The sequence below is a fragment of the Streptomyces wedmorensis genome (assembly GCF_000716445.1).
Taxonomy (GTDB): domain Bacteria; phylum Actinomycetota; class Actinomycetes; order Streptomycetales; family Streptomycetaceae; genus Streptomyces; species Streptomyces wedmorensis.
Genome location: NZ_JNWK01000037.1, coordinates 1 through 16,911, shown reverse-complemented (window position 1 = coordinate 16,911; position 16,911 = coordinate 1). Strand labels below are relative to the sequence as shown.

General features: G+C 72.5%; 17 protein-coding genes, 1 other RNA gene and 1 pseudogene. 12 read left to right on the top strand and 7 right to left on the bottom strand.

Annotated features, from left to right (window positions below):
- Window positions 1-100: 100 nt before the first annotated feature.
- Window positions 101-1,249: a hypothetical protein gene (locus tag OO54_RS26485; protein WP_200146719.1), complete on the bottom strand. Its 1,149-nt coding sequence runs from the start codon at window positions 1,247-1,249 to the stop codon at window positions 101-103.
- Window positions 1,250-1,457: 208 nt separating this feature from the next.
- On the opposite strand from OO54_RS26485, the gene OO54_RS26480 reads away from it, so the two are divergent.
- The 5 genes from OO54_RS26480 to OO54_RS26460 all read left to right on the top strand — a co-directional run bounded on the left by OO54_RS26480 (window position 1,458) and on the right by OO54_RS26460 (window position 6,605).
- Window positions 1,458-2,492, top strand: coding sequence for an ABC transporter substrate-binding protein (locus OO54_RS26480; RefSeq protein ID WP_033207254.1), 1,035 nt, complete (start codon window positions 1,458-1,460; stop codon window positions 2,490-2,492).
- 75 nt (window positions 2,493-2,567) lie between these two features.
- On the top strand, window positions 2,568-3,386 hold the full coding sequence (locus OO54_RS26475) for a Nif3-like dinuclear metal center hexameric protein (RefSeq protein WP_033207252.1): 819 nt from the start codon (window positions 2,568-2,570) through the stop codon (window positions 3,384-3,386).
- Window positions 3,383-4,126: a zinc ribbon domain-containing protein gene (locus OO54_RS26470; protein ID WP_200146720.1), complete on the top strand. Its 744-nt coding sequence runs from the start codon at window positions 3,383-3,385 to the stop codon at window positions 4,124-4,126. Before OO54_RS26475 ends, OO54_RS26470 begins: the two co-directional genes overlap by 4 nt.
- A complete protein-coding gene (locus OO54_RS26465; protein ID WP_033207250.1) occupies window positions 4,126-5,610 on the top strand; it encodes a bifunctional RNase H/acid phosphatase in 1,485 nt (494 codons plus the stop codon). The genes OO54_RS26470 and OO54_RS26465 overlap by 1 nt, the downstream gene beginning before the upstream one ends.
- Before the next feature lie 158 nt (window positions 5,611-5,768).
- Window positions 5,769-6,605, top strand: coding sequence for a GNAT family N-acetyltransferase (locus OO54_RS26460; protein WP_033207248.1), 837 nt, complete (start codon window positions 5,769-5,771; stop codon window positions 6,603-6,605).
- On the opposite strand, the gene eda is transcribed toward OO54_RS26460, so the two are convergent.
- Together eda and yaaA are read right to left on the bottom strand one after the other, a co-directional pair.
- Window positions 6,595-7,254, bottom strand: coding sequence for a bifunctional 4-hydroxy-2-oxoglutarate aldolase/2-dehydro-3-deoxy-phosphogluconate aldolase (gene eda, locus OO54_RS26455; RefSeq protein WP_033207246.1), 660 nt, complete (start codon window positions 7,252-7,254; stop codon window positions 6,595-6,597). The genes OO54_RS26460 and eda overlap by 11 nt on opposite strands.
- 121 nt (window positions 7,255-7,375) lie before the next feature.
- Window positions 7,376-8,143 carry a peroxide stress protein YaaA gene (gene yaaA, locus OO54_RS26450; protein WP_033207244.1) on the bottom strand — a complete coding sequence of 256 codons (768 nt, stop codon included), beginning with the start codon at window positions 8,141-8,143 and terminating at the stop codon, window positions 7,376-7,378.
- A gap of 93 nt (window positions 8,144-8,236) precedes the next feature.
- On the opposite strand from yaaA, the gene OO54_RS26445 reads away from it, so the two are divergent.
- On the top strand, window positions 8,237-9,679 hold the full coding sequence (locus tag OO54_RS26445) for an RNB domain-containing ribonuclease (protein ID WP_033207242.1): 1,443 nt from the start codon (window positions 8,237-8,239) through the stop codon (window positions 9,677-9,679).
- Here the strand turns inward: OO54_RS26445 and OO54_RS26440 are convergent.
- Window positions 9,624-10,484, bottom strand: coding sequence for a hypothetical protein (locus OO54_RS26440; protein ID WP_033207240.1), 861 nt, complete (start codon window positions 10,482-10,484; stop codon window positions 9,624-9,626). The two genes, OO54_RS26445 and OO54_RS26440, sit on opposite strands and share 56 nt — an antisense overlap.
- Window positions 10,481-11,230, bottom strand: a complete 750-nt coding sequence (locus OO54_RS26435) for a MerR family transcriptional regulator (protein WP_033207238.1) — start codon at window positions 11,228-11,230, stop codon at window positions 10,481-10,483. The genes OO54_RS26440 and OO54_RS26435 overlap by 4 nt, the downstream gene beginning before the upstream one ends.
- Before the next feature lie 78 nt (window positions 11,231-11,308).
- Between OO54_RS26435 and rnpB the strand changes: the two genes are divergently transcribed.
- Window positions 11,309-11,707, top strand: an RNA gene (gene rnpB / locus OO54_RS42535) — RNase P RNA component class A.
- Between the two features lie 174 nt (window positions 11,708-11,881).
- On the opposite strand, the gene OO54_RS26430 is transcribed toward rnpB, so the two are convergent.
- Window positions 11,882-12,244: a hypothetical protein gene (locus OO54_RS26430; RefSeq protein WP_033207237.1), complete on the bottom strand. Its 363-nt coding sequence runs from the start codon at window positions 12,242-12,244 to the stop codon at window positions 11,882-11,884.
- A gap of 14 nt (window positions 12,245-12,258) precedes the next feature.
- On the bottom strand, window positions 12,259-13,476 hold the full coding sequence (locus tag OO54_RS26425; RefSeq protein WP_033207235.1) for a helix-turn-helix transcriptional regulator: 1,218 nt from the start codon (window positions 13,474-13,476) through the stop codon (window positions 12,259-12,261).
- Window positions 13,477-13,634: 158 nt separating this feature from the next.
- Between OO54_RS26425 and OO54_RS26420 the strand changes: the two genes are divergently transcribed.
- The 5 genes and pseudogenes from OO54_RS26420 (at window position 13,635) to tgmC (ending at window position 16,841) form a co-directional block, all read left to right on the top strand.
- Window positions 13,635-13,856 (top strand): hypothetical protein, encoded by a 222-nt coding sequence (locus OO54_RS26420; RefSeq protein WP_033207233.1) that lies wholly within the window; start codon window positions 13,635-13,637, stop codon window positions 13,854-13,856.
- Window positions 13,853-14,089: a DUF7848 domain-containing protein gene (locus OO54_RS26415; protein ID WP_455569895.1), complete on the top strand. Its 237-nt coding sequence runs from the start codon at window positions 13,853-13,855 to the stop codon at window positions 14,087-14,089. Before OO54_RS26420 ends, OO54_RS26415 begins: the two co-directional genes overlap by 4 nt.
- A gap of 304 nt (window positions 14,090-14,393) precedes the next feature.
- The gene (gene tgmA / locus OO54_RS26410; RefSeq protein ID WP_033207229.1) at window positions 14,394-14,657 is read left to right on the top strand and encodes a putative ATP-grasp-modified RiPP; all 264 of its coding nucleotides are present in this window, start codon (window positions 14,394-14,396) and stop codon (window positions 14,655-14,657) included.
- Between the two features lie 5 nt (window positions 14,658-14,662).
- Window positions 14,663-15,621, top strand: a pseudogene (tgmB, locus tag OO54_RS41700) (ATP-grasp ribosomal peptide maturase).
- Window positions 15,618-16,841: an ATP-grasp peptide maturase system methyltransferase gene (tgmC, locus tag OO54_RS26400; RefSeq protein WP_033207227.1), complete on the top strand. Its 1,224-nt coding sequence runs from the start codon at window positions 15,618-15,620 to the stop codon at window positions 16,839-16,841. Before tgmB ends, tgmC begins: the two are co-directional and overlap by 4 nt.
- The last annotated feature ends 70 nt before the right edge of the window (window positions 16,842-16,911 follow it).

Here is a 16,911-nt window from a genome sequence, read left to right as displayed (position 1 = left end):
GGTGCTTCCCGGAGCCGTGCGACTCCGTACCCTCCGTGTTTGCTTCCGACATGATCGAACTCACCCCGTACGTGTCTTCCGTGCTGTGCGGCCAGTGAGTCTAACCAGTGGGTTTACGGTCCGTCAGGGGTGCCTGCTGCAAAGGCACCGGACGGCAGACCCGGGGCTCCTCGACGGCGACGACCGGATCGGGACCGGGCTCCGGCGGGGGTTCGAGACCGGCGAGACCGCACGGCGCCCCGGCCGTCGCGTACGGCAGCCGCAGCAGGCCGCCGGGCGTCCAGAGGCCCGAGCCGGCCAGCCAGCCGGCGGGGGCGGCCAGTTGGCCCATCCGGCGGGACGAGGGCTGCCAGGTGCCCACCCAGCTCCCGGCCGCCGCGTCGATCCGCAGGGCCACCGCGCAGCTCTCCGGCATCAGCACCTGACCCGGCTGCACCGCGAACGGCGTCACCGCCGCGTCGTCGAGCCGCAGGCAGTCGGGGAACCGCACGGGCAGCAGGCTGCCGAGTACGCCCCAGCCGAGCCGGTCGTGTCCCGGGGACGGCGCGTCGGAGCGGATCAGGAGCAGTCCGCTGTCCGGGTCCGCGAGGAGCAGCCGGTCGTCGCTCTCCTCGGTGATCTGGAGCAGCGGCGTCACCTCCCCGCCGCGCTCCAGGTCGACGGCGACGGCCTTCACCGGGCCGCCGTCGAGCCGCCGGTCGAGCGCGAGCATCCGGCCCGCGCGGTCGAGCCACACCCCGCCCGTGCAGCGGCCCTTGACCTCGGCGACCTGCTCCGGGCCGAAGGCGCCGCCGGCCACCAGCCACAGCGTGGTCGTGTCGGGGCCGACGCACATCGCGTACGCGCGGATGCCGTCGGGCGCGGGCGGCAGGAGCCGCAGGCGCTCGGAGCCGGGCGCCTCCACGGCGCCGAGCTGGAGCTCGCCGGTGGCGGGGCCGGTGGGGTAGAGCAGCGAGAACGTGTTGCGCCGTCCGTCCACCCGGCGGGCGACGAGGACCCGGCCGTCCGCGAGGGGCAGCAGCTGGGTGCCCGGCTCCTCCGGCTGGGCGAGGGGGAGCGGCACGGCGTACGGCTCCGGGCCGTCGAGGGTCCACCGCTCCGCGTACAGGGCGTTCCCGGTGCCCGCGAGCCTGGCCGCGTACGCGCCGTTCGCCGTGATCGTGAACCCCGTCGGCCGGCGGGCGTCCCCGTCGCGGTCCGCGTCGCGGTCGTCGTCCTCGGCCGCCGTCTCGATGGCACAGACTGTCATCGACTCGTCACCTCCGGCCACGAAGCTAGTTTTCGCACTTCCAGCCGAACAACACGAGCCGGGTCACTTCACACATAAGGGTGGTCGTGCGGCGGTTCGGCTGAGGGTGAGGGGGCGGTTGTGCTGGAGTGACCCGTGATGAGTAAGGTAAGGCGAACCTAAGCGGAGGCTGAGCCTCCGCCAGGACGACCCGTACAGGAGCCTTCTCATGTCCCTCCGCCGCCGCGGCACCGCCGCCGCCGTCGCCCTCGCCGCCGCGCTCTCGCTCGCGGCCTGCGGAGGGGGCGACGGGTCCGCCGACTCCGCCGAGAAGCAGGACACGGCGAAGAAGAAGGACGTCGCCACCGGTGGCAAGGACTTCGGCGACGCCGCCGCCAAGACCGCGGCCATGGGCACCGAGGCGCAGCCCGGGCAGTTCCCGCGCACCCTCACCCACGCCCTCGGCAGGACCGAACTCAAGGCCGCCCCCAAGCGGGTCGTCGTCCTCGACGTCGGCGAACTCGACAACGTCGTCTCCCTCGGCGTCCAGCCCGTCGGCTACGCCCCCTCCGAGGGCGACGACGGCATCCCCGGCTACCTGAAGAAGGACGCCGGCACCCCGAAGTCCGTCGGCACCATCAACAACCTCAACCTGGAGGCCATCGCCAACCTCCAGCCCGACCTCATCCTCGGCAGCCAGCTCCGCGCCGCCGACAAGTACGACGAGCTGTCGAAGATCGCGCCGACCGTGTTCTCCATCCGCCCGGGCTTCACCTGGAAGGAGAACTACCTCCTCAACGCCGCCGCGCTCGACAGGACCGCCGAGGCGAAGGAGAAGCTCGCCGCCTACGAGACCAAGGCGAAGCGGCTCGGCACGGACATCGGCCCGGACAAGCCGACCGTCTCCATGGTCCGCTACCTCCCCGGCAAGATCCGCCTCTACGCCAAGGCCTCCTTCATCGGCACCATCCTGGAGGACGTCGGCCTGCCCCGGCCCGAGAACCAGCGGATCGACGAGCTGGCCGCCGAGATCAGCCCCGAGAAGATCGACGAGGCCGACGCCGACTGGATCTTCACGGGCGTGTACGGCGACGCCAAGGCGACCAAGAAGGACACCGCCCAGGCCAACCCGCTCTGGAAGGGCCTCAAGGCCGTCAAGGCCGGCCAGGCCAAGGACGTCCCGGACGAGACCTGGTACCTCGGCCTCGGCGTGACCGCCGCGAACAGCGTCCTCGACGACCTGCGCGAGGACCTCGTCAAGTAGGCCCGGACGAGGTTGTCCACAGGCCGGGACTCCGGCCAGAGCAAGGGGGCACGGAGGGCAGGTAGCCTTTGCTTCGTGCCCCGTCTGTCTGAAGTCATCGCCGAGCTCGACGCCCTCTGGCCACCAGAGCGAGCCGAGTCGTGGGACGCCGTCGGCACCGTCTGCGGCGACCCCGACGCCGAGGTCACCCGGGTGCTCTTCGCCGTCGACCCCGTCCAGGACATCGCCGACGAGGCGATCGCCCTCGGCGCCGACCTGATCGTCACCCACCACCCGCTCTACCTGCGCGGGACGACGACGGTCGCGGCCGGGCACTTCAAGGGCCGCGTCGTACACACCCTCATCAAGCACGACATCGCCCTCCACGTCGCGCACACCAACGCCGACACCGCCGACCCGGGCGTCTCCGACGCCCTCGCCGGCGCGCTCGACCTCCGGGTCACCGGACCCCTCGTGCCCGAGAACAACCTCGGCCGGATCTGCGAGCTCGACCGCCCCGAGACCCTCGCCGAGTTCGCCGCCCGCGCCGCCAAGCGGCTGCCCGCCACCGCGCAGGGCATCCGGGTCGCCGGCGACCCCGACATGATCCTGCGCCGGGTCGCCGTCAGCGGCGGCTCCGGCGACAGCCTCTTCGGCGCCGTGCGGGCCGCGGGCGTGGACGCCTTCCTCACCGCGGACCTGCGCCACCACCCCGTCTCCGAGGCCACCCAGCAGACACCGCTGGGCCTGGTCGACGCCGCCCACTGGGCGACCGAATGGCCCTGGTGCGAGCAGGCCGCCGCCCAGCTCGACGAGATTTCCGACCGCCACGGCTGGGGCCTCCGCGTCCACGTCTCGAAGACGGTCACCGACCCCTGGTCCTCCCACCACACCTCTCCTGGAGCCCCCAACTGAACGCCGCGCCCGCCGACCAGATCCGACTCCTCGACGTCCAGGCCCTGGACGTCCGCCTCCAGCAGCTCGCCCACAAGCGCCGCTCGCTGCCCGAGCACGCCGAGATCGAGTCGCTGACCAAGGACCTCACCCAGCTGCGTGACCTGCTCGTCGCCGCGCAGACCCAGGAGAGCGACTGCGGCCGCGAGCAGACCAAGGCCGAGCAGGACGTCGACCAGGTCCGCCAGCGTGCCGCCCGCGACCAGCAGCGGCTCGACTCCGGCGCCGTGTCCTCCCCGAAGGACCTGGAGAACCTCCAGCGCGAGATCGTCTCCCTCGCCAAGCGCCAGGGCGACCTCGAGGAGATCGTCCTGGAGGTCATGGAGCGCCGCGAGTCCCTCCAGGAGCGCGTCGCCGAGCTGACCGAGCGGGTCTCCTCCGTGCAGGCGAAGAGCGACGACGCCACCGGCCGCCGCGACGCCGCCCAGGCCGAACTGGACGCCGAGGCCGCCACGGTCACCAAGGAGCGCGAGCTCGTCGCGGGCTCCGTCCCGGCCGACCTGCTGAAGCTGTACGAGAAGCTGCGCGAGCAGCAGGGCGGCGTCGGCGCGGCCCGGCTGTACCAGCGCAAGTGCGAGGGCTGCCACATCGAGCTCAACATCACCGAGCTCAACGAGGTCCGCGCCGCCGCCAAGGACACGGTCGTCCGCTGCGAGAACTGCCGCCGCATCCTCGTCCGCACCTCGGAGTCCGGTCTGTAATGACGTCTTCGCGTGAGCTGATCGTCGAGGCGGACGGAGGCTCCCGGGGCAACCCGGGGCCCGCCGGGTACGGTGCCGTGGTCCTGGACCCGGCCACCGGCGAGACGCTCGCGGAGGCGGCCGAGTACATCGGCGTGGCGACGAACAACGTCGCCGAGTACAAGGGCCTGGTCGCGGGCCTGAAGGCGGCCCGGGAGCTCTTCCCGGACGCCACCGTCCACGTCCGCATGGACTCCAAGCTGGTCGTGGAGCAGATGTCCGGCCGCTGGAAGATCAAGCATCCGGACATGAAGCCGCTCGCGGCCGAGGCCGGCCGCGTCTTCCCGGCGGGCCGCGTCCGCTACGAGTGGATCCCCCGCGAGCGCAACAAGCACGCCGACCGCCTCGCCAACGAGGCCATGGACGCGGCCAAGCTCGGCCGCCGCTGGGAACCCTCCGGCTCGACGGCCGCCCTCGACGCCTCCGCCGCCCGCAACGCCGCGGCCCCGCCGCCGTCGGGTCCTCCCGGCGACGCGGCGGCAGGCGCGGCCCGCGCGCGCTCGGCGCTGGCCGCCGCCGGTACGGGTACGGGCCGGGACCTCGCCCCGGACGGTACGGGCACGGGCTCGGGTGCCTGGCCGGGCGGCGCGTCCCGCCCGTCGGTCCCGCACGCCGGCCCGGACGACGGCCTGTTCGCCGCCGAGGACGCCCTGACGGCGGTCCCGGGCGGCGCGGAGGCCTCGGGCGACTTCGAGGCCGAGGCGGGCGTCCTGGCCCAGACGGGCTCCGCGGCGCACGCCGGGTCCGCGCAGTCGGCCGCCGCGGACGTCACGCCCACCGCCACCGCGCGGTCGCAGGGCTGGGCGGGACCCGACATGGGGGCACCGGCGACGTTCGTACTGCTGCGGCACGGCGAGACGGCGCTCACGCCCGAGAAGCGGTTCTCGGGGAGCGGGGGAAGCGATCCGGAGCTTTCGGCGGCCGGGCTGCGGCAGGCGGAGGCCGTCGCCGCGGCGCTGGCCGCCCGCGGCACGATCCAGGAGATCGTCAGCTCGCCGCTCACCCGTTGCCGTCAGACGGCGGCCGCCGTCGCCGACCGGCTCGGGCTCGACGTGCGGATCGAACAGGGGCTGCGCGAGACCGACTTCGGCGCCTGGGAGGGCCTGACGTTCGGTGAGGTCCGGGAGAAGTACCCGGCGGACCTCGACGCCTGGCTGGCCTCGGCGAAGGCCGCGCCGACCGGCGGCGGCGAGAGCTTCGCGACCGTCGCCCGGCGCGTCGCCGCGACCCGCGACCGACTGGCCGCCGCGTACGCCGGCCGGACCGTCCTCCTGGTCACCCACGTCACCCCGATCAAGACCCTGGTCCGCCTGGCCCTCGGCGCCCCGCCGGAGTCCCTGTTCCGGATGGAACTGTCGGCCGCCTCGATCTCCGCCGTGGCCTACTACGCCGACGGCAACGCGTCCGTACGGCTCCTCAACGACACCTCGCACCTGCGGGGCTGACAGCGGGCCCCGCGGCCCGCGCGCCCCGGACGATGCCGGACCCGCGCCGGACGATCCGGGGCCGCCCACGGGCCGGTCCGGGCAGGCGTCGGACGATCGGCGGCCCGAGCCCGGCAAAGGGGTGGCGCGGGGCCCGTGACCCGTACCACCATCCCGTCATGACCTGGCACTTCACCGAGGACGCCGCAGCGTTCCGCACCGCCGCCGCGCGGCACCTGGCCGCCGAGCCCGCGCGCAACACCGCCGTGCTGACCTTGATGGACCGGGCGGACCGGCTCGGCTGGTGGACGGAGCCGGACGGCCGCGTCACGGGCGTGCTCGCGTTCTCCCCGTCCTCGGGACTCGACCTCGGAGCGACGACGGAGGAGGCGGCCCGCGCCCTCGCCTCCCCGGCCGACACGCCCGACGCGCCCGTCTTCCCGGGCGGCGGTGAGCCGGTCGCGCTGCGCGGTGAGACGGCGGCGGTCGAGGCGTACGCGGAGGCGTGCGGACGTTCCTGGACGGTGACCGGACGGATGCGGCTCTTCCGGCTCGGCGAGCTGACCCCGCCGGACCCGGCGCCGGCCGGCAGGGGCCGGGTCGCCGGCGAGGCGGACGTTCCGCTCGTGGCCGCCTGGACGAGGGAGTTCGCGGTGGCCATCGGCGACGAGCCCGCCGAGGACTACACCGGATTCGTCACCGAGCGGATCACCGAAGGGCGGCTGCACCTCTGGGAGGGCCCCGACGGCCGCCCGGTATCGATGGCCGCCGTCTCCCGCACGATCGAGGGCCAGGCCCGTGTCCACCTCGTCTACACCCCGCCGGCCGAGCGCGGCAACGGGTACGCGGCGGGCGCCACCGAGGCGGTCAGCCGGGCCGCCGTCGACGCCGGGACCGGCCAGGTCCTGCTCTTCACGGATCTCGCCAACCCGACCAGCAACGCCCTCTACCGGCGCCTCGGCTACCGTCCGGTGACCGACCACGTGGGCGTGGAGCTCGCCGCCGTCACCCGCTGACGGGCACCCCGAGGCCGCGGCCCAGTCGCGCCGCCCCGCGTGCGAGGGACTCGACCCGGGCCCAGTCGCGGGCCGCGAGGGCGTCGGGCGGCAGCATCCACGTACCGCCGACGCAGCCGACGTTCGGGAGGGACAGGTAGGCGGGGGCCGAGGCGAGGGAGACGCCGCCGGTGGGGCAGAAGCGGGCCTGGGGGAGGGGACCCGCGAGGGACTTCAGGTACGGGACGCCGCCCGCCGCCTCGGCGGGGAAGAACTTCATGTCCCGCACCCCCCGTTCGAGGAGGGCCACGACCTCCGAGGCGGTCGAGACGCCCGGCAGGAACGGGACGCCCGCGTCGCGCATCGCGTCGAGCAGTCGCTCCGTCCACCCCGGGCTCACCAGGAACCGCGCCCCGGCGCCGACGGCGTCCGCGACCCCGGCCGCCGAGACGACCGTGCCGGCGCCGACGACCGCCTCCGGCACCTCCGCCGCGATCGCCCGCACGGCGTCGAGCGCCGCCGGGGTGCGCAGAGTGACCTCGACGAGCGGCAGCCCGCCGGCCACCAGGGCCCGCGCCAGGGGCACGGCGTCGGCGGCGTCCTCGATCACCACCACGGGGACCACGGGGACGTCAGGGGCTGCCGGGGCAAGGCCGAACACGCTCGTCATGGGCCTCATCCTGCCCAGGACGGACACCCCCCGCAACGACCGTTGCACCCTGCGCAACGCCCGTCGGTGCTGCCCGTTCAGCGCGCCGCACGTCCGTGCGACGGCGTCGGCGCGCCCCGCGTCAGTGGATCTCGTCCACCAGGACGTCGAGCGCCCCGGTCTTTCCGCCGTCCTCCACCACGTACCCCAGGTCGCGCAGCGCCTCCGTCAGCTCCGCCGGCGACGCGGGCTCGGCCGCCGCCTCCAGGAGGCTCCGCACGATGCGGCCCTTCGTCGCCTTGTTGAAGTGGCTGACGACCTTGCGGGTGGGTGCGTGCAGCACGCGCACGGTCGCGGTCCGCGCGGCGACCTCGCCCTTCGGCTTCCACGCCGACGCGTACGCGGACGAGCGCAGGTCGAGCACGAGACCGTCGCCGGCCGCCTCCGGCAGCACGGACGCCATCGCACCCCGCCAGTGCGCGCCGAGCGCGCCGAGGCCCGGCAGCTTGACCCCCATCGAGCAGCGGTACGACGGGATCCGGTCCGTCACCTTCACCGCGCCCCACAGACCGGAGAAGACGAGCAGGGAGCGCCCCGCCCGCTTCCGGGCCGCCGCGTCCAGGGTCGCCAGGCCCAGCGCGTCGTACAGGACGCCGGTGTAGATCTCCCCGGCCGGGCGAGCGCCCGCCGTCCGCAGCTCCACGTTCTTGGCGACCTCGCCGCGCAGCCCCTCGCTCAGGCCGAGCACCCCGCGCGCCTTCTCCTCGTCGGCGGCGCACAGCTCGACCAGCTCGTCCAGGACCGCCGCCCGCGCCTCCGCGAGCCCCGGCAGGGCCAGCGACTCCGGCTTGAGCGGCGCCCCGCGCCCCGAGGAGGCCTTGCCTTCGGAGGGCGGCAACAGCACGAGCACGGTGGTTCTCCTTCGTCCGTCGGGGTGGGGGTGCGGCCCCGGCCGTCCAGCCTACGAGGTGCCGCACCCCGTCCCTCGCCATAGGCTCGGGCCATGCCCCGCCGCCACATCCACGTGACCGGCGCAGCCGAGGCTCCGCTGCGGGCCGCCCTGCGCGCACTGCGTACCGAGCTCGCGATCCCCGAGGCCTTCCCGCCCGCCGTCCTCGCCGAGGCCGAGGCCGCCGCGAAGAACCCCCGCCTCCCGGCCTACGACGCCACCGACATCCCGTTCTTCACGATCGACCCGCCGACCTCGACCGACCTCGACCAGGCCATGCACCTGGCCCGCAGGGCCGACGGGGGGTACCGCGTCCACTACGCCATCGCCGACGTCGCGGCCTTCGTGGCCCCCGGCTCCGCGCTCGACGCCGAGGCCCACCGCCGGGTCCTCACCCTGTACTTCCCCGACGGCAAGGTCCCCCTCCACCCGGCCGTGCTCTCCGAGGGCGCCGCCAGCCTCCTGCCCGGCGAACCCCGCCCGGCCCTGCTCTGGCGCATCGACCTCGACGCCCAGGGCCGCCGGGTCGCCACCGACGTCCGCCGGGCCCTCGTACGCAGTCGCGCCAAGCTCGACTACGCGGGTGTCCAGCGGCGGATCGACGACGGCACGGCCGAGGAGCCGGTGGCCCTCCTCCGGGACATCGGGCGGCTCCGCGAGGCACTCGAAAGCGAACGCGGCGGGATCTCCCTCAACGTCCCCGAGCAGGAGATCGTCGAGACCGGCCGCACCTACTCCCTCGCCTACCGGGCCCCGCTCCCCGCCGACGCCTGGAACGCCCAGATCTCCCTGCTCACCGGCATGGCCGCCGCCGACCTGATGACGGCGGCCGGCACCGGCATCCTCCGCACCCTGCCCACCGCCCCCGACGGCGCCGTCGCCCGCCTCCGCCGCTCCGCGCAGGCCCTCGGCGTCGACTGGCCGCACCACGTGTCGTACGCGGACGTCGTCCGCTCCGCCGACCCCGCCGACCCGCGCCAGGCCGTCTTCCTCCAGGAGTGCACCACCCTCCTGCGCGGCGCCGGGTACACCGTCTTCACCGACGGCCACGTCCCCACCCCGGCCGTGCACGCCGCCGTCGCCGACGAGTACACCCACTGCACCGCGCCGCTGCGCCGGCTCGTCGACCGGTACGCGGGCGAACTGTGCGTGGCGGCGGTGGCGGGCAACGAGCCGCCCGAGTGGGTGCGTTCCGCCCTGCCCGGCCTCCCCGACGAGATGGCCGCCGGTTCGCGCCGCGCCAACACCGTCGAACGCGAGAGCGTGGACATCGTCGAGGCGGCGCTCCTGCGGGACCGGATCGGCGAGATCTTCGACGCGTACGTGATCGACGTCAAGGAGCGCGAACCCGCCGTCGGCACCGTCCACCTGGAGGACCCGGCGGTCGTCGCCCGGATCGCGGGCGGGGAGTCCCGCCTGCCGCTGGGCGAGTGGCTGCGGGTCAGGCTCGCGGAGGCTGACCCGGGGTCGGCGAAGGTGCTGTTCGCGCCCGAGTGAGCGCCCGGACGAGGGCGCGCGGGTCGTCGGCGTGCAGCCGGATCAGGTGGACGGGGCGGGGTGCGCCGAGCAGCCGGGGCGCGTCGACCGGCTCGGTCAGCTCGATCGTGACGGAGGTCTGCGAGCCGACGGCGAGGTTCAGCACGCCCTCGGCCTTCTCGTGCGTGAAGAGAGACTCGTGGCGGACTGCCGCGATCCGGCCGACCGGGACGCGCACGTCGACGTGCGCGGCCTGCCGCACCCGCAGGACGTCCCCGGTGAGCGTGTGCGGCCGGGTCACGGACGCGGCGTGCAGCCCCAGGACGAACAGCACGGTGTAGACGTCCAGGACGAGGACGACCGCGTGCACGAGCGGCCAGTCCGCGAGCAGGTACGACATCCCGACCGTCTCGACCAGGCACACGAACGCGAAGCCGTACATCAGGGCCGCCTGGTCCCGCGCGTGCGGGAAGACCCCGTCCGCGCCGTGCACCCCGTGCGGCCGGCGCGCGACCCACCGCCCGAGGCCCGCCGTCAGCCGCAGCTCGTGCCCCGCCAGCCGCAGCACCGGTTCGGGCACCAGCTCCGCCACGGCCGCCCGGCGGGACAGCCCGCGCCGCCGCAGCCCCCGGTAGGCGAGGGCCTCGGCGAGCAGGAGCACGACGGCGAGCACCTCCGCCACGGCCCACACGGCCCCGGGTATCCGGACCCCGCCGACCAGCAGGACGGCGAGGACGACCTCGGCGGGCAGGGCGACGTACGCGACGAGCCGGAGCAGACGGACGGGGCGGGCGCGGCCGGAGGACGTGCGCGGGAGGTCCCTCATCGGTTCCCCTCCCCGCGCTCCCCGGCCAGGCGGATCGCCCGGCGCACCGCCGCCGACTGGGCCGGGGCGAGGTCCGCGAAGAAGCTGTCGGCGAGGCCGCCGGAGCCCTCCGGAGGCAGCTCCACCGCGATCCCGTCCGGCAGGACGGCGGCCAGGGCGCGGGCCGCCCCGTCCACCCGGGGATCGTCCGGTGCCGCGTCGGCCAGCGCGTCGAGGAGCGCGTAGAGCTCGCGTGCGCTGCCCGCGGCCCCGTGCATCAGCTCCATCAGCCGGGCCCGCTCCTCCTCGGGCACGACGACGTCGAGCAGCGCCAGGATCTCCCGGTCCTTCGCCGCCATCGGCGACTCGGGCAGTTCGCCCAGGCCCGCGAGCAGGGCCGCCAGTTCGGGGGACACGGGTCCTTCGGCGGGCAGCCGTCCGGCCCGCGCCTCCGTGAGCAGTGTGGTCAGGTGTTCCCGCCGCGCCCGGATCACCGCCTCCTGCCGGGCCAGGTCCTCCGCCAGCTCCTCGAGGACCTCCACGAGCCCCCGCCCCTCGTCGTCGGCCAGCACGTCCCGTACCTCGTCGAGGCCGAGGCCCAGCTCGGTCAGCCGCCGGATCCGCGCGAGGAGCACGGCGTCCCGGACCCCGTACTCCCGGTACCCGTTGGGCCGCCGCGGGGGCTCGGGCAGCAGCCCGGACTGGTGGTAGTGCCGCACGGCCCTGGGGGTGACCCCCACGAGCGCGGCGATCTCGCCGATACGCATGCGGCCCAGTAGAAACCCTGACGCTGCGACAAGGTCAAGCGCGCGGCCCCCGGCGGGTAGCATGGTCAGCACGGCAGACGAGCCGGGCGGACGGCCGCGTGGAGATCCTCGGATCTTCCCGAGGAACGTCCGGGCTCCACAGAGCAGGGTGGTGGCTAACGGCCACCCGGGGTGACCCGCGGGACAGTGCCACAGAAAACAGACCGCCGGGGACCTCGGTCCTCGGTAAGGGTGAAACGGTGGTGTAAGAGACCACCAGCGCCTGAGGTGACTCAGGCGGCTAGGTAAACCCCACTCGGAGCAAGGTCAAGAGGGGACACTCCGGTGTCCCTGCGCGGATGTTCGAGGGCTGCTCGCCCGAGTCCGCGGGTAGACCGCAGGAGGCCGGCGGCAACGCCGGTCCTAGATGGATGGCCGTCGCCCCGACGACCGCGAGGTCCCGGGGCACAGAACCCGGCGTACAGCCCGACTCGTCTGTCGGTAAGCCAGGGAAGGGCCCCTAGCCAGGTGTTTTGCCTGGTCAGGGGCCCTTTCTGGTTCAAGCAGGATGCCTAGTCGTGCTTACTCTTCGTGACTATTTCCGGGTGTTTCTCGGTGCTGGGTGGCGATTATGTGGCGGCCGAGGCGGTCTCCAGCACGGCAAGGCGGGGTCTATGCGAGGGCGTCCTCGACAGTCTCGAAGATGTCGCTGTCCGTCTCCTTCTGCCAGTCCGGCAGGTCCGGCCAGTCGGCGACGTATGCGGGCTTCGGGTCACCGAAGTGCCGGTACATCTGAGCCGTCCAGCACGTTGCGACGAAGCGGCCCTTCTGCTCGCGGGAGAGCCGCTTCGCGTGCCCCTCGGATACATCGACGAACTGTGCAACCTGCGCCCACACGGTCGCGGCGGCGTCGCGCTCCCAGTCCGGCGTCTCCCCCCATGGGGTGACGTAGCTCGGCTTCGGCTCGCCGGGGAAGTGCTTCCGCACGCCCGCGATCCACGCCTCGCGGAACCGTCGCCCGTTCTCCTCCGTCACGCTGTCCCCTCTCGTCAGGCGGCCAACTCGGCAAGCTTGGCTTCCAGCTCGGCCGCACGCGCGTCGGTTGCGACCGGCCGCAGCTCGACCCGCAGCGTTCGCAGCTTACGGGCCACGTATCCAGAGCCCGAACGTCTGGCGAGATCCAGCGCCTCGTGGGCGTACGTCATCACCTCGTCGAGATCCCTTCGCTTGGCGCCCAGGATGGCGAGGTCGGCCAGGACGGCACCCCTTCGTCGGTAGGACTGGCCCCGGCCTAGCTCGGCTTGGCGCAGGGCTCGTTGCAGGGCTGTCTCGGCGAGGTCCAGCCTGCCCAGTTCGACATATCGGGCGCCGCGCTCCTCGGCCAGGCGGGAAGCGTTAAACCGCAGCCATCCACCGTTTACGGAATCCGCGGCGAGGTGGAGAACCTCCTCAGCCTCGTCCATGGCGCGCTCGCAGGCGTCGAAGTTCTTCATGCCGGCGTACGCCTGGGCCTGTACGGCTGCGACCCAGTGGCGTGTGGCCAGGCGCCCGTCACCCCGCTTGGCGACACGCTCAGCGGCAATGAGGACGCCTATGGCGTCTTCGTACTGCCGCTCGTACAGGGAGACGTACGCGTGCCTGGTGAGCGCACACGCCCACAAGTCGTACTGCTTCGCTTCGCGGCTGGCGGAGGCCGCCAAGGTGTACGAGGCCGCCGCGTCGGTGTAGCGGTTCTCGTCGAAGGCGAGTTCGCCCGCGAGCTGGAAAAGGTCACCGGCCGCCGAGCACAAGCCGATGGTGTCGCGGCCGTCCTTCAGTTCGTCGGTCAGGGCGGTGATCTGGTCTCGCACGATAGGGAAGACGCTGCGCTTGGACCGCGTGAGCCGGTAGACGCTCCACAGGTGGTCGTTCATGGCGCGGGAGTCGGCGGTCTCGTCGAGGATCTCGTGTGCCGGCAGCGCAGGGAAGGCCCCCGCGATGGCGAGTACGCGCAGGAAGTCGCGCCGGATCATGTCGTCACCACTGTCACTGGTCAGGTTGTCGAGGTGCCCCTCGGCCTCCTGCGTGACAGCTTGTGGCGATAGCAGGGCGCCCAAGCCCGCCATGTCGAGTCCTAACAGCTTGGCGAGCTTTGGCCGCAAGGGCGGCTGCGGTTCTGTTTCCCCGCGCTCCCAGCGGCCAACCGTCGTGCGGTCGACGCCCGCTGCGGCGGCGAAGGTCTCCTGACTGTAACCGCAGTCCTTCCGGCGCTTCTTGAGACCGCCCACGGGTCTCCTTCCTTCGCTGCCTGCCTCCGTCTGCCTGGTGCAACGACGTGCATCACGGATGTGTCATCACTGCGTCAATCCTGCCGTGGCGTGGCTGCTCGTGTAGGCGAAAACTGGAGGCCGGGGGTCGGTGATGAAGGACGGTTAGGAGAGACGTGATGCCGACTGTGAGGCAGCTCATGATCGACAGCACCGGCAAGGCCGGTGAGTACCAGGGTGAGGAAGGTGGTTGCTGGCTTCTCCGCCCCCTCGGTGGCGGGAAGGAGTGGGAAGTGCCGATGGGCGCCGCCCGCCGCGCCACCGCTGAAGAGGAGAGACGGCTTCGACCGAGCCTGGACACGGACGAGCCCGAGTACGACTTCGAGAAGACCGTCCAGTGACAAGGACTTTCGCCATGGCGGACTGGAAGATCACCCCCGACCGGGAGCCCGGCTCCGAGCCGGTCACCCACGCCATGCAGTGCGCGCGCCCGGAGTGCCTGGAGAAGTCGGACGCCTCCGGTGGCTGGGAGGCCCCGCTGTCGTGGGCTCTGACGCACTCCGGCCGGAACCCCTCCCACACGTCCTACCGCGAGATCATCACGCGGATGTACCGGACCGAGATGGTGCCGTGAGCCGCGTCTTAGGCGTCATCGGCCGGTACGCCGGTCCGCTATTCATCATCATGATCAGTGCCTCGTGTGGCCTGGTCTTCGGCGTCGCCCTGGCGACTGCCCACTAGAGCTGGCCCGTCCTGAGCTGACAACCCCGCATGGAGGGCTCCCCCGCACTCTTTGGATCGCTCAGGGCGGGCCTACCGATCTCCGCCCCAGCCGCCGGCACACGCACGGCCACCGTTGGGGGCGGTCGCTCCATCCCTTGAACGGCCCACGGGCCAACCTCGCCCGAGGTCGGCCTCGAAACCCATGAGGAGCACTGATGAGCACTGCCGTAGACCTGACCACCGTCCGCCCGTGGGGCATCGGCCGACTCGCGCCCTACCCCACCACCATCCCCCGCCCGCACGCGTCGGTCTCCGTCGACCCCAGCACACAACTCGGCGTCTTCCTCGACCACCACGGCCGCGTCGTCGAGATGGGCAAGCACGGCACCAGCTCCGGCACCGAGACCTCGACCTCCACCAGCTCCGACGGCCAGGCGGGCAACGACCAGGGCAGTGACCAGGACAGCAACCAGGACTGATGAAGGTGACCGAGAAGAGGCCGGTGCTCGTGGCCACCGAGGCGGATGACATCACCGCCGACATGGTGATCACGGAACTCAACCGGCTCGATGTGCCGGTAGTCCGATTCAACCCGGCTGACATCGGGACGGACCTGACGGTCTCGGCTCGGTTCGGCACGTGCCCGGCCCCTATGGTCGGGCACGTGCGCACTCCGTCGAGAACCGCTGACCTCGCCGACGTGCGCGCGGTCTACTGGCGCCGCCCCACCTGGCCTACCTTTTCGGACCTGAGCCAGGATGACGCCCAGTTCGCCATAGCCCAGGTCCGGTACGGACTGGGTGGCTCCCTGTACGCAATGGAGGGCCCCGTCTGGGTGAATCACCCCCTCCGCGTAGCGGCTGCCGACTACAAGCCCGCCCAACTAGCTCTGGCCCAGCGCCTCGGCCTCACGGTGCCGCCCACTCTCGTGACCAACGACCCTGCCGAAGCATGCGAGTTCACCTCCTCGCACGACCGCGTGATCTACAAAACGCTGCGCTGGACGCCCTATCAGCGGGACGGCGTCCCGGTCACCGGATGGGCCGACCTGGTCACTGCCGAGGACATCAACGAGAGCCTGCGGGTGGCCCCCCCCATCTGTTCCAAGCCGTCGTCGACAAGGTGGCCGACCTTCGCGTCCTGATCGTCGGTCGGCAGGTGTTCGCCGTACGGATCACCTCCGGCCTGCTGGACTGGCGCAAGGACTACTCGGCCCTGTCCTACGACGTGATAGACCTGCCCAGGACGGTCGAAAAGGCGCTTCTGACCTACCTGGATCACTACGGGTTGCGGTCCGGCAGCTTCGATCTCGCCGAGGACCAGAAGGGCGACCTGTGGTGGCTGGAGCTGAACCCCAATGGTCAGTGGGGATGGCTGGAGCCGCATACCGGTTTGCAGATGGCCGCCACGTTCGCGGCCCTACTGGCAGGAGAGATCGCATGACCGACACCGCGCACGAAAGGCGAAGTCTCGCCGGTCAGCTCGTACAGGCCGGTGCCCTCAAGACGCCGGCATGGCGGGCGGCCGTCGAGTCGGTCCCGCGCGAGCTGTTCCTGAACCCCGGGGTCTTCCTGCCCGAGGGTGGGCTGTGGCGACCCATGACGGCCGTTGACACCGACTCGGCAGAGTGGACCCGGACCGCCTACTCCCTGGACACGTTGACCACCCAGCTCGACGGACACCTCACCGCCGACCAGGTGAGCGAACCCGTGGTGGGACTGCCCACCTCGTCTTCGACGATGCCGGCGCTCGTGGTCAGCATGATCGAGAGCCTGGACGTGGAGGACGGTCACCAGGTCCTGGAGATCGGCACCGGTACCGGGTACTCCACGGCCCTGATGTGCCACCGCCTCGGTGAGGACAACGTGACCACCGTCGAGGTGGACCCGGAGGTCGCCACACGCGCGGATGCAGCCCTGGAGACGGTGGGTTACTCCACGTGGACCGTGACCGGAGACGGCCTCCTCGGGCATCCTCAGCGGGCGCCGTACGACCGGGTCATCGCTACCTGTCTGGTCAAGCGCATTCCCTACGCGTGGATTCGGCAGACCAAGCCGGGCGGGATCATCCTGGCCACGATCGGCTCGTGGGCGAACGGCTCCGGCCTGGCGAAGGTGACCGTGAACGAGGACGGCACGGCGGAGGGCCGGATCATCGGGAAGGCCAGCTTCATGCAGGCCCGATCGCAGGCCGTCGTGCCGGTGGCCGGTGACCTCTCGGCGCGTGTGGCCTACGCCGACAGCGAGCGTCAGACGAAGGTGTCGCCGCTCATGCTGGACGAGTGGATGCCCGCCTTCCTCACTCAGCTCGCTGCCCCGGGCGCTCAGCTCGTCCGCGCCGCGACGAGCGAGGGCGCCCAGCTCTTCTACCTCTTCGACCCGGAGCGCGAGTCGTTCGCCGAGTTCACCGCCGATGGGGCGGGGTGGCGGGTTCGTCAGGGCGGCCCCGTGGCCCTGTGGGACAACGTCGAGGAAGCCCTCACGGCCTGGCAAGGGGCAGGTAGCCCGGACATCACTTCCGTGCGACTTCACGTCACCGACCGGTGTCACACGTACTGGATCGGAGGTCAGCAGATCACGACCCGTACGTCATCGCACTGGATCGGGGACGGGTCGGCGCTCCGGTGGCAGCACCGGCTAGGACTTGTCCGGTCGATCATGTGACTACTCCGTGCCCGAGTCGTTGCTGTGGGCATGGGGCGGGGTGATCTGACGGATGCCGAGTGGGAACGGC